Below are 14,624 nucleotides of genomic sequence, written 5' to 3' on the forward strand. Positions count from 1 at the left end.
AAAACAACCGGGGTCACGCAATTGCGGTACGGGCAATGGGGCCTTGCCTGCCCTATGCCGCCTCCGATATGCCGAAGGGGACCGCAACCCATTGAACCGGAGGCACAAGATGACCAACGTGTTTCGCTGCCTTATCGCTGCTCTTGCGATCTGTGCCGCGTTGGCGACGCCCTCCCGGGTCGGGGCCGAGGGCGTTTTGGTCTTTGCTGCCGCCAGCTTGAAAACAGCCCTGGATTCAATCGCCGAGGCGTTCGAGGCTCAGGGTGGTCATTCGGTAACGGTGTCTTATGCGGCATCGTCGGTTCTGGCCCGGCAGATCCAGCTGGGTGCGCCTGCGGACATATTTATCTCGGCCAATGTGGAGTGGATGGATGTTTTGGAACAGGACGGTTTGCTGGACCCTGTCTCTCGCGTTGATCTTGTTGGAAACCAGCTTGCGTTGATCGGGGCTGCGGGCAGTGAGCGTGCCGAGATCGGCCCGGACTTTAACTTGCCTGAGCGGTTGCATGGCGGGTATCTGTCGATGGCCCTGGTGGACGCGGTTCCCGCAGGGATTTACGGCAAATCGGCCTTGCAGTCTTTAGGCCTTTGGGACGGGGTCCAGGGACAGATTGCGCAAGCAGATAACGTGCGCGCGGCCTTGGCTTTGGTCGCCGCAGGGGCGGCTCCTTTGGGTGTTGTCTATCGGTCTGACGCGTTGGCCGAGGACAGGGTAAGCCTTGTCGGCGTTTTTCCGGCAGAGGCGCATGCTCCGATCGTTTATCCTGCGTCTTTGATCCTCGACTCCAAGCCCGAGGCGGAGGCATTTCTTGCATATCTGCAATCGGAGGCCGCCACCGCCGAATTTCTGAGGCAGGGGTTCACCCTGCCGGGCCGGTAACCGGATGGGATGGTTGGGACCAGCAGAGTTGGAGGCCTTGCGCCTTTCCTTGCGCGTGTCCTTTTGGGCGACTTTGGTGGCTTTGCCGTTCGGGATATTTGTGGCCTACGCGCTGGCACGCTGGCGATTTCCGGGTCGGCAGGTTCTGAACGGGCTGGTCCATTTGCCACTGATCCTGCCGCCGGTCGTGACAGGTTATCTTCTTTTGCTGACTTTTGGGGTGCAGGGCCCGTTGGGCAGGCTGTTGGCTGAAGTTGGAATTGTCGTTGCTTTCCGCTGGACGGGTGCAGCGCTTGCGGCTGGTATCATGGCCTTCCCCCTGATGGTCCGGGCCATTCGACTGTCGATCGAAGCGGTCGACCCCAAGCTTGAGGAAGCGGGCGCGACGCTCGGCGCATCGCGCCTGCTGGTTTTTGCCACGGTCACGTTGCCGATGATCCTGCCGGGGGTTATCGCCGGTGCAATACTGGCCTTTGCCAAAGCGATGGGAGAGTTTGGGGCAACGATTACGTTCGTCTCGAACATTCCGGGCCAAACGCAAACCCTGCCATCTGCGGTGTACGCTTTCCTTCAGGTTCCGGGCGGTGAAGCAGCGGCGACGCGCCTTGTCATCATCTCCATCGCAGTTGCCATGCTGGCGTTGCTGTTGTCGGAATTTGTTGCTCGGCGCGTTGCGCAACGGGTGGCTGGAACATGAGCTTGTCCGTGCGATTGCAACACCAGTTGCCGGAGATGGCATTGGACATGGATTTCGACGCCCCGCCGGGCGTGACAGTGTTGTTCGGGCGTTCGGGTTCTGGGAAAACGACCGTGGTGAACGCCGTGGCCGGGTTGTTGCGCCCAAGCGCCGGGTGTGTGTCGGTTGATGATTGGGTCCTGTTCGACACGACAAAAGGCATCTGGCTGCCACCACATCGCAGACGTCTGGGATACATCTTTCAGGAAGGCCGCTTGTTCCCGCACCTGACCGTTCGCCAAAATCTGGCGTATGGCCGTTGGTTTGCGCCAAGAGATGCGAAACGTGAGAAACCGGATCGCGTGATCGAGATGTTGGGGATCGGTCATCTGCTGAACCGGCGTCCTGCAAAGCTGTCGGGTGGAGAAAAACAGCGCGTCGCAATCGGTCGCGCCCTTTTGGCCGCGCCGCGATTGATCCTTGCGGACGAGCCGCTTGCCGCGTTGGATGAGGCGCGAAAAACCGAGATTCTGCCGTACTTTGAGCGCTTGCGGGATGAGATTTCGGTTCCGATCCTGTACGTCACGCATTCGGCGGCAGAAGTTGCGCGTCTGGCCACGTCGGTGGTGGCTTTGCAGGATGGCAAGGTCGTGCGTCACGGCCCCGCGTCCGAGGTTCTTTCAGACCCGTCCGTGGCGCCCGCGGGCATTCGGGCTGTCGGTGCGGTTCTGCGGGTGCGCGTCGCCAAGCATCATGAGGATGGCTTGTCCGAACTGGATGCCGGTGGGGCGCGGTTGTTCTTACCGCGCGTGGCGCACCGTATAGGTCAGGACCTTCGCATTCGCATTCCGGCGCAAGAGGTCATCCTGTCGAGTAAAAAGCCCGAAGGTCTGTCGGCCTTGAACGTTCTGAACGGTCATATTGAGGCAATCCGGGCCGGCGAAGGGCCCGGGGCGATCGTGTCGGTCAAGACGCAGGCGGGTGTGGTGCTGGCACGGGTCACGCGGCGGTCGCTTACGTCCTTGGGTTTTCAACCGGGCAGTCATTGCTATGCCGTCATAAAAACCGTCGCGCTGGCGCCCGAGGATGTCGGCGGCGCGCTAAGTGGTTAGGCGAGCGCCAGCGCCTCGTGCTCTCGCAGGATGAGACGGGCAGCGCGCCCAAATCCTGGGTTTGAGGCGTTGGGGCGATCCGGAAAGACTGCCGCCAGTTCTTGCAATGCATCAGATGAGAGAGCGTGTAGTGCCTCGTCGCCCAAGAACAGGCTTTCGGCAAAGGCACCTTCGGCAAGCAGAATCTCATGCCGTTCCATCAGGATATGAAGGTATTCGATGGGCGTGTCGGATGTGTCGATCCGGATGCCGGGCCAGGAACACAGGTATTTGGCGGCAACCAGCACGTCCTGTGCGCCGAACAGAATTTCCACTTTTGGCCCACGGATCAGAATGCGGTGCTGCTGGGACACCAGCAGATCGCGACGAGGTACGCCGGGCCCGAGACTTCCGGCTGAGATACGAACAGGTCGCAACGCGGCGTTCTCACGTAATCGCGCCGCATCCAGCAGATTGCTTTCAATCCAACGGATCGGCTGCAACCCGTGGTCGGCCGTCTGTACGAAATCCCCGGCGCACAGGGTTTCGATCAAACGCGGCCCCCTGTCGGTGTCGATCAGGGTGCCGGCTGTGAAACAAACGCCTTCGAGGGTTATATTTATCGTTATGGGGTCGGGTGTTACGGGGATCGGGCCCAGGAAGGTGGCAACTGTCGCGGTGACCTGAACCTCGAACGTGTCGTTCAGGATCTCCCCGTTGTCCAGACTGTCAAAAACCGTGGGGTCCACGGTGTATGTCCACTCGCCGGTATCGGGGTCGATGGAAGCTGTGCCAAACGTTGGCGGAGTGGTGATCTGCCAGAACTCATCCAGAATTGGCGCAATACTGGTGGCATCAAGATCGCCCATTGCCTGGTTCGGCGGGTCGCCTGTGACAAGTCCCGTGGTATCGCCAGTAACTGAAACCAACTATGTGTTCCCTTCTTTCAACGCCTGCGCGAATTCCTTTTTTCGATAAAGGCGCATATGAACCTCGCCCGCGTCGTCCCGAGTCCACTCGACAATTCGGTTGCGTGTCAAGTCGCTGTCCATTCTGTTGGTGCGCACTCTGGGATGTGGGATTTCGGTTTTCAGGATTTCAACAATCTGGTTGGTCTGGCCAAACGGGGCGACCAGATCAATGATCCAAAAAGATGATCCGCATGTGAAGTCGGCCTCTTTCAGGGGTTTCTCCTGCACGGCGTAGCGGTGTTCTGCCTCGGGACTCAGCCCGGCGAAGGTCACGAATCCGCGTGGGAACCCGTTTTGCCGAAAGATGTGGTACTGGCCCAGCCGCAATGGCGTTTCAAAAGCGTAAAGCACTTGCCCCAAAGTCCGGTTGCGGTGTGTTTTCGTTAGTGATGCAAGGTAAAAAAGAACCCCAAAGTCCGCATATTTATCCGGCGGCAAATCGAACCAGTCTTTTGGAAAGGGCTTTTTCAAATCACACCTGATTGGGCTGACATTTCAAAATAATACCCCGTATCATATTCAAATAAAGCTTTTTGTCCGGCGCGACGCAATCCTGAAGCAAAGGTGAAAAAGGCAGGTGTTTCCCCAAGGGTTTGAATGTCGTAGGTTTGACGGGCCTTTGGGCAAACCTATTTGAATCGACAATTGAAATGGCGGGATGAGCGGCAATGCGGTTTTGCATGATTTTCACTTTGTTAGCCTTCGTTACAACGTCCGCGTGGGCCCAGGGCGTTGGTTTTGGTTACAAGCTGAGGCCCAGTTTCAGAACTCAGATCACCCCGCTGAACGACGGCATATATGAGGTCAAGGCACTTGGGTCGTCTGCACCCGTGAATTACTGGTGCGGAATTGGCGATTACGCGATCCGAACGCTGGGCCTTTCCAATTCGCAGCGCATTTACATCTATCGTGCTTATGAGCCCGGGGTCAGAACGGTGCAATTCTCGTTTTCACCGCCGCCCGGCGGTGAGACCAGTTCGGGCTATTCCATCACCGTCCGCAAGGTGGGCGCGAACATGTCTGCCGCGTCGGCCCAGAACTACTGTTTCGACAACTTTATCGACATGGGTATCTGATACTCAGACCCATTTGGCGACCGGCGGCAAGCTCATGAGCACGGCATCCGGATCGTGGCCCGTTTCCAGTCCGAATTTCGTGCCACGGTCGTAGACGAGGTTGTACTCCGCATAAAGCCCGCGATGGATCAGTTGCGTGTCCTTGTCAGCTTCTGAAAAACGCTGGATACGCCGTTTTTCGACGAGCGGCACAAAGGCAGGCAGGAATGCGCGGCCTATGTCCTGCGTCAGATTGAAGTCGGCTTGCCAATCGCCGCTGCAATAGTCGTCCATGAAAATGCCGCCGACGCCACGGGCCCTTTTGCGATGGGGAATATGAAAATACTCGTCCGCCCAGTCTTTCAGACGCGGATAGTGCGCCGGGCCGTGCGGGTCCAGATGCGCCTTTTGCGTGGCATGAAAATGGGCGGTGTCATCGTCATATTCTATGCAGGGGTTCAGGTCTGACCCGCCTCCGAACCACCAGGCATGCGGTGTCCAGAACATGCGCGTGTTCATATGAACCGCCGGGACATGCGGGTTCTGCATATGCGCCACAAGGCTGATCCCCGAAGCCCAGAACCTCGGGTCGTCCGTCATTCCGGGAATGCCCTTGCGCGCTGCCATGGCGTGCTGCGCACGTTCGCCCAGCGTTCCATATACGGTCGAGACGTTGACGCCGACCTTCTCGAAGACCCGACCGCCGCGCATCACCGACATCAGTCCGCCACCGGCATCCGATCCGTCATCCGAATGGCGCTTGGTCTCTCTGACTTCGAAGTGACCCGGCGCGGCGTCCGAAAGTGGACCGATGTCGTGACTGTCCTCAAGGCGCTCAAACGCAGCGACAATCTCGTCGCGAAGCTGTCGGAACCAGGCGGAAGCGGTTGCTTTTTCGGTATCAAACATGGGCATTAATGGGCGGGTGCTGCGACCGGATCCAAAAGGGTGCGGCCTCCATCAATTGTAAGGATCTGACCAGTCATGAAGCCAGCTGCATCCGAGGCCAGAAATTGCGCTGTTTCCGCCAATTCGTTCGGCGCGGCTATTCGGGACAGAGGTGTATGCTTTTCGATATCGTCGCGAAAATCGCGGTTTTCCTTGAGAGTTGATTGCAAAGATGCGCTCATCACCGATCCAAGCGCGATAGAGTTCACGCGAATGCGGCTCGGGGCCAGTGCGACGGCCAGCGACCGGGTCATCTGATCCAGCGCCGCGGAAGCCACAGAATAAGCCATCAGGTCCGGGTGTGTCCGCCGCGCCGCAATAGAAGACAGATTTATGATGGATCCGGCCGGATTGTCGCTGTCTTCGTCAGCCTGTTTGATCATGCGCTTTGCGATCAATTGGCTGAGGCGCAGCGCGGGCATCAAGTTCTGGTTCAGTAGGGTGCGCACCGAGTCGTCTTCCATGTCCAACGGATCAGACGGGATGACCTGGCGGGCTCCGTTGACCAGAATGTCGACCTGATCGAAGGCATCCAGCGTCGCTGACAGCAGATTGGCAAGCGTCAGCCTTTCGCGCAGATCGCCCGCAAAAAATCGAATGTTGCTGTCGTCCAGATCGTCGCCCAATTCTTCGGTCAGGCGTTTCTCATCCATGTCGGCAAACATGACGTTCGCACCGGCATCCGCGAAGTGCCGGCCAATCGCAAGACCTATGCCGTTGGCGCCGCCGGTGACGATCGCGGTTTTGCCAGCTATGGAAAAGGACATGTATTTCCTCCTGAATTGCGGCGCAGGTTAGCCGGGATCACCGGCGGGGGCGAGAGGCATGAAACACCTTGAACCGATTATCGCCCGCAACCTCTTCGACGCGGGCAAAGTTTTCGGCCAGGGTTGCCTCGTAAGGAAGATGCCGGTTGGCGACCATCCACAAGTCACCCGACCGGCCGAGATTGCGTGCAGCGGACCTTATAAAGCCCTGACCTAACGCTGGGTCCGCGCTGCGCGACGTATGAAAAGGCGGGTTCATAACCACGGCGTCAAGGGGTTCGTCAACGCGCCAAGTAGTTGCATCGGCCCAATGAAACTGCGCACGCGGGTCCTGCACATTGGCGCGGGCGCATGTCAGGGCGGTGTGGTCGGCCTCAACCAAATGCAGGCTGGTCAACGTTTCATCCGCAATCAAACCCGCGGACAGATAGCCCCACCCAGCCCCCAGATCGGCCACGTGAGAGCCCAGTTTTGCTGGCAGGGCCTTCCGCAAAAGGTCCGAGGCGGGATCAATGCCATCAGCGGAAAAAACACCGGGCGCAGTGCGGAAACCGCCTGCGATCTGGGTAACGGGCGCGGCCCAATCGTCGAAAGCAGTGGGGTCCGCCTGAAACCAGAAAATTTTGCCATGTGCCTTGGAAATCGGCCCTTGAACGGCAACTTTCTTGCGAATGTCCTTCAGCACGCTGTCAACGCCGTCGGTCTTGGCCCCGTCAATTACGACTGTTCCGCTTGCGCGTTGGCACGCCAATTGAATCAAAGCTCGTGCCTGCGCCTTGGCGCGTGGCAGAAACACTATGATATCGTGGCACTTGTCGTCCGCCTCCGGCACCGCTTCAAAGCCCATAGAGGCGAAATGGTCATGGAAGGGTTTGAACGGCTGCACAACTTGTGAACCGGCGGGAACAGCGGACAGATCGTGCGCCGGTGTCGCGCCGATCACCGAGACCGGCGGCGCAAGGGTCAGACCATTTTCGAGGGCTAGGCTAAGGCGAGGGGACATGACTGCGTCCTGCGAATACAGTGGGCGGCGGGCGGACCCGGCTTCACCTCACTCTTCGCGTTCCATTGTGCATTGCAGGGGATGTTGATGGCGGCGGGCAAAGTCCATCACCTGTCCAACCTTGGTTTCAGCGATTTCATGGCTGAATACGCCAACAACTGCGACGCCCTTCTTGTGCACGGTCAACATGATTTCGAACGCCTGCGCATGGGTCATGCCAAAGAAACGTTCCAGCACGTGGACAACGAATTCCATGGGCGTGTAATCGTCGTTCAGCAGCAGCACCTTATACAGGGGCGGGCGCTTGGTCTTCGGACGCGTTTGTACCAGGACTGACGTGTCGTCGTCCTCGTCCGATTTGTCAGACATCATCCATGGGGTTTCGAGCATGTCTTGTGAGAATCCGATTCAAGCTTCGGTTTATTTCTGCGCTTATATAACGTCAGAACCGTCGGAGAAAAGAGGAACTGGGTGGAATCAGGATGCACAGTCAGTTGACGACAATCGGTTTTGACGCCGATGATACGCTTTGGCACAACGAACGGTTCTTTCAACTGACGCAGGATTATTTTGCGGAACTTTTGGCCGATCACGCGGAACGGGGCCATCTGATGGACCGTCTGTTGGCTGCAGAGAAACGCAATATCCGACACTATGGGTATGGGATCAAAGGGTTTACGCTGTCGATGATCGAGACAGCGATCGAAGTGACGGAAGACCGGGTTCCGGCTTCGGTGATCCGTCAGTTGATCGACGCCGGTCAAGAAATGCTGGCCCATCCGATCGAGTTGCTGCCCCATGCGCGGTCGGCGATCGAAACCGTTGCAGCAACCCATCGCGTGGTACTGATAACCAAAGGCGACCTGATCGATCAGGAGCGGAAGCTGGCGCAGTCGGGCTTGGGAGAGCTGTTTGACGCGGTCGAAATCGTTTCGGAAAAGACGGCCGCGACCTACCACTCGGTCTTTGCACAGCACGGCGATGGGCCGCAGTCTGCTATGATGGTCGGCAACTCGATGCGATCAGACGTTGTCGCCCCGATTCAGGCCGGATGTTGGGGTGTCTACGTACCGCACGGCCTGGTTTGGGAAGTCGAACGAGCCGAGGTGCCGGACGACAATCCAAGGTACCGTGCCTTGAATGATCTTGGAGAACTGGCCGGGCTGATCCAGACCTTGTCGTAATGTTGCCATTAAGTCCCAGTTCGCAACTTTTCGCGCGAAATGTGGCCGAATTCGGACCGCGATAGCCGGTCTTGTATGCGGCGCGCCTGTGGCAACAACATATGGGCACATTTTGCAGTCGCAGAGAATTAGCGCATTGGCCACCTTTAGGTTTATCTGACGGCGACACTGTGATAGCCTGATCTTCAATAAAATAAAAAACGCTGACCGGGAAAACCCGGCGGCCCGAGGCAGACAGAGGCAAAGATCGTGCAGGTTCGGCGGACAGTTCCGGCCCGGATGGGCTTCCTTCTCATTGTGTTGATGTGGGTGCTTTCATTCGCACCCATGCAGGTCACCGCCGCGCCATATGCGGCTATGGTTATCGACGCGCGCACCGGCGAGGTTTTGCATTCGCGAAACGCAGACACGCGGTTGCACCCGGCTTCTCTGACAAAAATGATGACGCTGTACATCGCTTTCGAAGCGGTGCGGAACGGCGAGATTACGCTGGATACGCCCGTTCGCATCACCAAGAAGGCTGCGTCCGAACCGCCGTCGAAACTGGGGCTTCGGTCGGGGCAGACGATTGCGTTTCGTTATTTGATTCGCGCCGCCGCGGTGAAGTCGGCAAATGACGCGGCAACGGCAATCGGTATTGCGCTGAGCGGGTCCGAGGCAGCATTTGCCCGCCGTATGACCCGTACCGCAAAGGCCATGGGGATGAGCCGGACAACCTTCAAGAACGCTCACGGATTGACGGAGTCCGGGCATATGTCGACGGCCCGCGACATGACCACGTTGGGGCGGCATCTGCTTTATGATTATCCACAGTACTACAATCTGTTTTCGCGGAAATCGACCGATGCCGGCATCAAGACCGTGCCCAACACCAATCGTAGATTGTTGGCGGCTTACAAGGGCGCGGACGGTATCAAGACGGGGTACACCCGCGCTGCAGGCTTCAACCTTGTTGCGTCTGCCAAGCGCAAGGACGAACGGATTATCGCAACCGTCTTCGGCGGCAAGTCCGGCGCGTCACGCAACGCGCGGGTTGCTGAGCTGTTGGATATGGGGTTCCGTCGGGCACCGTCGCGTGCGCCGATCCGCAAGCCCTCGCGCCCGGCTTACGCTGGCAACGCCGGTTTGGAAGGGGCCGTGAAGGTCGCCCGCCTGACCGCTGCGCCGAAGTCCAGCCTGCGCCCCGTGTTGCGGCCCGGACCAGGCACCGCAATTCAGGTTGCAGGTACGGTCGCCGAAACCGCGGCAAAGAACGGATCGCGAATCCAGAACGGCATCGCTGCAGCCATTGCCGCAGCCGATATCAAGCCATCGGATGCGACGGGTCAGGCGGAAGAAACTCAGGTTGTGGCCTCGGTCGAGCCCGTGAAGCAGCCGGAACCCGAGCCTGAAGTGGTGACGCGTCTGTCGACGTCTGGCGGGCATTTGTGGGGCGTAAACGTGGGTCGCTACACTACCCGTTACGAGGCCGAAAAGGTTCTGCTAAAAACGGCGCTTTCGGAAATGACGACGCTGGAAGGCACGCTGCGCAAGGTGAACAAAAGCACGCGCGGCTTTGATGCGACGTTTCAGGGTATGACCCGCGAACAGGCCGATCTGGCCTGCCGCCGACTACAGGCGCGGAACGTCACGTGTTTCATGATCGGACCGTCATAAGGACCGGCGCTTAAGTGTGAACTCAGGCTGCGAAAGCAATTTCGCAGCCTTTTTCGTTTGAACGGACGTCAGTCAAAAACGTGCCCGTGTTCATATTGTTCGTCCTGCCCGGCGGCTGCGGTCAGCGCGGCGACATTATCCTTGGTAAAGAACCCGTCGTATTTATGGCAGCGTTCGATGTACTCGGTAATCAGCAACGTGTTCTTCGAATGCTTTGAAAAGATCTGTTTCAGGTTCGGATCGTCTTTGCATTCGCCGACGACATGCGCGAGGAATGGCACGCCCTTGTCCTTGAGCGTGTTCACCACGAAATCAACATTCTTTTCGCCGGCGCCATGATCCCCGTCCTGAATCTCGACCGCCATATGGTGCAGGCGCCGCCCAAAGTTGCGCACAAAATCCTCTGTCGGCATGGGCAGCTTGGCAAATGAGTTTACGAACGACGGTGTATTGTTGGCTGTGAAGACCTTGGCGGGTGACTTTTTGTCGTCGTCCACATTGGCGTTCCGGTTGACGTTGGTCGACGAATTCATGTCGAAGATATTGTATGCCCCCCAGAAGTAGTAGGGAACCATCGTCAGGAATTCCAGAATGGCGTCCTCACGCTCACCCGCCAGCACGCGGGTTGCAAGATGGTCGAAGCCAAGCATCAGCGGCGCAATCTTGGTGTCCTCACCAAACGCAGCGGCTTCGTCCAGACGTGCCTTTTCTGCGTCGCTCAGCAAAACGCGATCCCCCAGACCGAGGCTGTCGGGATCATTGAAATCATGCGTGGAATACCCGACGCGGTTACAGGTGAAATCCGACGGCGTGGTGAACAGGAACCCGTCCTGCGTGTAAAACGGATTCTCAGTGTCACCGTTGTATTCGAACCGGATATTCTGATCTTCAAGGGTTTTGCTTAACGCCTTCAGGTCCGTTGCTCCGAACACTTCGCCGACATAGCGCGTTTGCGGTGTGCTGCGGGCCAGAGGATACATGCGATTGATGCGCGGAATGAAATCCTCGAACGCTTCGCTGAGCGGCGCCATTAGGACCAACGCGGGATAGTCGGAATGCGAATGCATGACCCCGAATTTATGCGTGCTGCCCAGATAGCTTGCCGTGTGCCGGTAGGGCGTCATGACATACAGCTCGACCATTGTGTCGAACAGCGCCCCGGGTTCGACCTGAATCACGATGGCGCGCATTGGGCCAACCTGATCGGCAATGCCCGAGCTGATGCGGCGCTCGTAGATCATGGGGAGGTATTCGGTGAAAAATTCCGAATTCTTCTTGTCGCCCCTGGGCTGATAGGACATCAGATCGAAAGACATAAGCTTACCTCCTTGCGAAAACTGGCCGGGTCGAAACCGGAATGCGGGGATTTGTGGTATTCAGAACATGCACTTGCTGGCATGCTAGGGGCTCGGACCTTTCCGGGCAACAGCTAGCATCTAGGCGACCGAGATTACGCCCGCCTTTCTATCTGGTGAACTTCGTCACTTCGATTCCGGCATCGGTCAGCGCATCCCGAACCGAGTGCGCCATTTGTACCGCCGTCGGGCCATCGCCGTGCAAACAGATTGTGTCGATCGGCGTTTCCAAACGTTTCCCGCTTTCCGTTATGATCGCACCTTCACGAACCATGTTGGCGATACGTGGGCCAGCGATTTCAGGGTCATGGATTACGGCGCCGGGCAGGCTGCGGTTCACCAGTGTGCCGTCGTCGTTATAGGCCCGGTCGGCAAAGATCTCTCCGACCCATTTGCATCCCAGTTCCTGTGCCGCGCGCTCTTGTTCGGTTACGGCCAGAACCATGACAATAATGTCCGGATCAACGTCCAGTGCGCCCTGATAGCAGGCCCGCGCCATTTCTAAATCGACCGAGCACATATTGGCCAAGGCGCCATGCAGCTTGAGGTGGCGGACCTGCGTCCCCAATGCTCGGGCCATACCCTGGGCCGCGCCAACCTGGTAGCGTATCAGGTTTCGCAGACTTTCATGAGGTATGCTCATTCCGCGTCGGCCAAAACCCTGAAGATCGGCAAAGCCCGGATGCGCACCGATGCCGACGCCGTTTTCCGAGGCTGACTTCATTGTCCTGGCCATAACGTCAGGATCGCCAGCATGAAAACCACAGGCGATGTTCGCGGACGTGACGATCCTTAACAGATTGTCGTCATCGCCCATGCTCCATGGGCCAAAGCTCTCACCCATATCGGCATTCAGATCGACGCTGGGCATGGGCGGTCCTCCTTAGTCCGTTGCAGAGACCATACCGCCAATCAACTGGTAGGACAGAAGATCGGGGATGTCGTTGGGATCGCGTATCAATGGCTCGACCCGGTTTGGCAATCGTGCGAGTTCGACCGAATGAGCCGCCTGAATTTCGGTTGCTTCCTCTAGCGAAACGAATTTGAAACGGATCGCGCAATCGGCCGGGCTCTGGGCCGCGCGCGACAGGTCACACGGCAGGACAGTCGCAATCCGCGGGTAACCTCCGGTCGTCTGGCATTCAGGCAGCAGGATGAATGGTCGCCCGGTTCCGGTCATTTGTATATCGCCAATGGTGATGACCTCGGACAGAATGTTCAGCTGCCCGGCGGCAGCAAAGCCTTCGCCGTCGCTTTCCAGCTGCATCCCCATCCGGTTGGCACGTTGTCCACGCCGAAACTCGGTCCTTGCAAAACGGTTCAGCGTTTCCTGATCGAAAAGGGCGGTCTGAAAACTGGCCACAACACGCAACTCGCCGCCGGCGAACCGGTCGTCCGGACGCAATTTGAACCCGGCTTCCCCATGCGAAGAAGCGGATGGCAGGATGTCCCCCACCTGAACCGCACGACCGACATTGGCCGTCAAATGAACCGATCTGGACCCCAGAAACACATCTGAATCGATCCCGCCGCCCAGATGCAGGTAGCCATAGTTGCCCCGCACAGCCGAACCCAAAGTCAAACGCTGCCCCGTTAAAAGCAGGTGCGACGCGTTCCAGGGCACCGCTGCGCCATCAATGCTGGCCTGCATTGGCGCGCCGGTCAGCGCAATCTGGGTATCCTTCCCAGCTTCGAACTCACCCCCAATCCCGGCCATCTCCAATGCTGCGCAGGCGGGTGATTGACCCAGTAGCGCGGCACCTTCGTGCAGAGCGATCTGATCTGCAGCCCCGGATCGGGACAAGCCCTGAGACAGGAACCCGTTTCGACCCAAATCCTGAATCGTGCACGAGGGACCGATGCGATGGACGATCAGGCTCATGCGACGATTTCCTCGCGTGTCGCGCCGCCGTTTCCATCCGAATTGTTCTCGCGGATCTGGTCAAGTTCGTCCGGGGTAATCGGGTGAAAAAGCATCTCGTCGCCGGGGTTCAAAGCAAAACAGTTTTGCATTTCGGGTCGGAAACAGCGAAATGCGGTCTGCCCGATGTGCCGCCAGCCAGTAGGCGCAGGCCCCGCAAACAGAACGAATTGCGAGATCGCCATGACCAAGGCCCCAGCCGGAACTTTTGGGGTCAGGTCCTTTTGCCGGGGAATGTTGAACTCGGCCCCAAGTGGGCCCAGATATGGTTGGCCAGGGGCAAAGCCTATTGTCAGCACCCGAACGCGGGATTGACTTAGGCGCTTTATGGCCTCGCCCGGTGTCAAACCCGCGATCTTCGCAGCTTCGTCCAATTGCGGGGCAAGCTCGGTTCCAAAAACAGTTGGCACACGCCACAGTACTCGCCCGGGCGGCAGGGACGCGTCGTACCAGTCCCGTGTTCTCACCAACTGCTGAACGCGTGGAACGAACTCAGCGAGAGAAGACCGCGTTGGATCGATCCGTATATAGGTCGAAGCTAAAGAGGTTGATGTTTCTTCTACGCCATCCCAGGCCCGCTTTTCAAACTCCCCGCGCAGCGCCAAAGCCGCTCTATTTGCATCTTCTGCCATCCTGTCCGCAAAGGTGACGAGAAGGCCGTCGATACCAACCGTGCGAAATTCGGGGGAATGGTTTGTTCGGGTCATTAAGTCTTGGTACTCGGTCGCGTGACGTGCCGAGATGAGCGCATCTGGTTCCAATACGCAAGTCGGACAGCAAAATTTACGACAGTCTCTGGCCACGGGGCGCGCGTTTCGACTCAATTGTCGGCGTTTTCCTTGCCCGTTTCTCGTGGCGAGTCGTTGCAGCAACTCAATATATTGTGGTTGCCGTGGTGATCGTACCTAGAAACTCGCCTGCCGATGGGTCCTGGCTTAAATGTCCAGGATAGAGTTCCGCTGATGGCAGGTGACTATAATACTGAAAACATTGCAATAATTGTCCTGTCGCAAAAAAAACGATCAAGATGCTATTTTCCACTTGCGTGTAATTTGCGTAGTGCTTAGAACGCCCTTCACTGGCGGCGCTGAGGGTGTTGCTGACGGGTCGGAGAGAC

17 protein-coding genes are annotated in these 14,624 nt (G+C 58.0%); 6 read left to right on the plus strand and 11 right to left on the minus strand.

Annotated features, from left to right (window positions below):
- Positions 1-109: 109 nt before the first annotated feature.
- The 3 genes from modA to modC are packed head-to-tail and all read left to right on the plus strand — an operon-like array spanning position 110 to position 2,668.
- The gene (gene modA / locus RA28_RS12955; RefSeq protein ID WP_039529510.1) at positions 110-880 is read left to right on the plus strand and encodes a molybdate ABC transporter substrate-binding protein; all 771 of its coding nucleotides are present in this window, start codon (positions 110-112) and stop codon (positions 878-880) included.
- Positions 881-884: 4 nt separating this feature from the next.
- Entirely contained in the window at positions 885-1,577 is a 693-nt protein-coding gene (gene modB / locus RA28_RS12960) for a molybdate ABC transporter permease subunit (protein WP_039529274.1), read from the plus strand.
- Positions 1,574-2,668, plus strand: a complete 1,095-nt coding sequence (modC, locus tag RA28_RS12965; RefSeq protein WP_039529278.1) for a molybdenum ABC transporter ATP-binding protein — start codon at positions 1,574-1,576, stop codon at positions 2,666-2,668. The genes modB and modC overlap by 4 nt, the downstream gene beginning before the upstream one ends.
- On the opposite strand, the gene RA28_RS12970 is transcribed toward modC, so the two are convergent.
- Both RA28_RS12970 and RA28_RS12975 read right to left on the minus strand, forming a co-directional pair.
- Positions 2,665-3,576, minus strand: a complete 912-nt coding sequence (locus RA28_RS12970) for a Hint domain-containing protein (RefSeq protein ID WP_039529282.1) — start codon at positions 3,574-3,576, stop codon at positions 2,665-2,667. The genes modC and RA28_RS12970 overlap by 4 nt on opposite strands.
- Positions 3,577-4,089, minus strand: coding sequence for a toxin-activating lysine-acyltransferase (locus RA28_RS12975; protein WP_039529286.1), 513 nt, complete (start codon positions 4,087-4,089; stop codon positions 3,577-3,579).
- A 209-nt stretch (positions 4,090-4,298) separates the two neighbouring features.
- Between RA28_RS12975 and RA28_RS12980 the strand changes: the two genes are divergently transcribed.
- Positions 4,299-4,694, plus strand: coding sequence for a hypothetical protein (locus RA28_RS12980; RefSeq protein ID WP_241481130.1), 396 nt, complete (start codon positions 4,299-4,301; stop codon positions 4,692-4,694).
- A 3-nt stretch (positions 4,695-4,697) separates the two neighbouring features.
- On the opposite strand, the gene hemF is transcribed toward RA28_RS12980, so the two are convergent.
- Genes hemF through clpS form a run of 4 tightly spaced genes read right to left on the minus strand, consistent with a single transcriptional unit; the run spans position 4,698 to position 7,781 of the window.
- Positions 4,698-5,582, minus strand: coding sequence for an oxygen-dependent coproporphyrinogen oxidase (hemF, locus tag RA28_RS12985; RefSeq protein WP_039529512.1), 885 nt, complete (start codon positions 5,580-5,582; stop codon positions 4,698-4,700).
- A 5-nt stretch (positions 5,583-5,587) separates the two neighbouring features.
- Positions 5,588-6,388: an SDR family NAD(P)-dependent oxidoreductase gene (locus RA28_RS12990; RefSeq protein ID WP_039529292.1), complete on the minus strand. Its 801-nt coding sequence runs from the start codon at positions 6,386-6,388 to the stop codon at positions 5,588-5,590.
- Between the two features lie 37 nt (positions 6,389-6,425).
- Complete coding sequence (locus tag RA28_RS12995) at positions 6,426-7,391, minus strand: class I SAM-dependent methyltransferase (protein ID WP_039529295.1); 966 nt, start codon at positions 7,389-7,391, stop codon at positions 6,426-6,428.
- Positions 7,392-7,439: 48 nt separating this feature from the next.
- Entirely contained in the window at positions 7,440-7,781 is a 342-nt protein-coding gene (gene clpS / locus RA28_RS13000) for an ATP-dependent Clp protease adapter ClpS (RefSeq protein ID WP_039529299.1), read from the minus strand.
- Positions 7,782-7,873: 92 nt separating this feature from the next.
- Between clpS and RA28_RS13005 the strand changes: the two genes are divergently transcribed.
- Both RA28_RS13005 and RA28_RS13010 read left to right on the plus strand, forming a co-directional pair.
- Positions 7,874-8,575 (plus strand): HAD family hydrolase, encoded by a 702-nt coding sequence (locus RA28_RS13005; protein WP_039529304.1) that lies wholly within the window; start codon positions 7,874-7,876, stop codon positions 8,573-8,575.
- A 279-nt stretch (positions 8,576-8,854) separates the two neighbouring features.
- Positions 8,855-10,231 carry a D-alanyl-D-alanine carboxypeptidase family protein gene (locus RA28_RS13010; RefSeq protein WP_052261457.1) on the plus strand — a complete coding sequence of 459 codons (1,377 nt, stop codon included), beginning with the start codon at positions 8,855-8,857 and terminating at the stop codon, positions 10,229-10,231.
- A 68-nt stretch (positions 10,232-10,299) separates the two neighbouring features.
- On the opposite strand, the gene RA28_RS13015 is transcribed toward RA28_RS13010, so the two are convergent.
- The 5 genes from RA28_RS13015 to RA28_RS22945 form a co-directional block, all read right to left on the minus strand.
- A complete protein-coding gene (locus RA28_RS13015) occupies positions 10,300-11,547 on the minus strand; it encodes a hypothetical protein (protein ID WP_039529310.1) in 1,248 nt (415 codons plus the stop codon).
- A gap of 148 nt (positions 11,548-11,695) precedes the next feature.
- A complete protein-coding gene (locus tag RA28_RS13020) occupies positions 11,696-12,457 on the minus strand; it encodes a LamB/YcsF family protein (protein WP_039529315.1) in 762 nt (253 codons plus the stop codon).
- Positions 12,458-12,469: 12 nt separating this feature from the next.
- Positions 12,470-13,468: a 5-oxoprolinase subunit C family protein gene (locus RA28_RS13025; protein ID WP_039529319.1), complete on the minus strand. Its 999-nt coding sequence runs from the start codon at positions 13,466-13,468 to the stop codon at positions 12,470-12,472.
- Positions 13,465-14,214: a 5-oxoprolinase subunit B family protein gene (locus RA28_RS13030; RefSeq protein WP_039529514.1), complete on the minus strand. Its 750-nt coding sequence runs from the start codon at positions 14,212-14,214 to the stop codon at positions 13,465-13,467. The genes RA28_RS13025 and RA28_RS13030 overlap by 4 nt, the downstream gene beginning before the upstream one ends.
- 166 nt (positions 14,215-14,380) lie before the next feature.
- A partial coding sequence (locus tag RA28_RS22945; RefSeq protein WP_206539634.1) for a hypothetical protein occupies positions 14,381-14,624 on the minus strand: 244 nt, incomplete at its 5' end.

Source organism: Ruegeria sp. ANG-S4 (genome assembly GCF_000814005.1).
Lineage (GTDB): Bacteria > Pseudomonadota > Alphaproteobacteria > Rhodobacterales > Rhodobacteraceae > Ruegeria.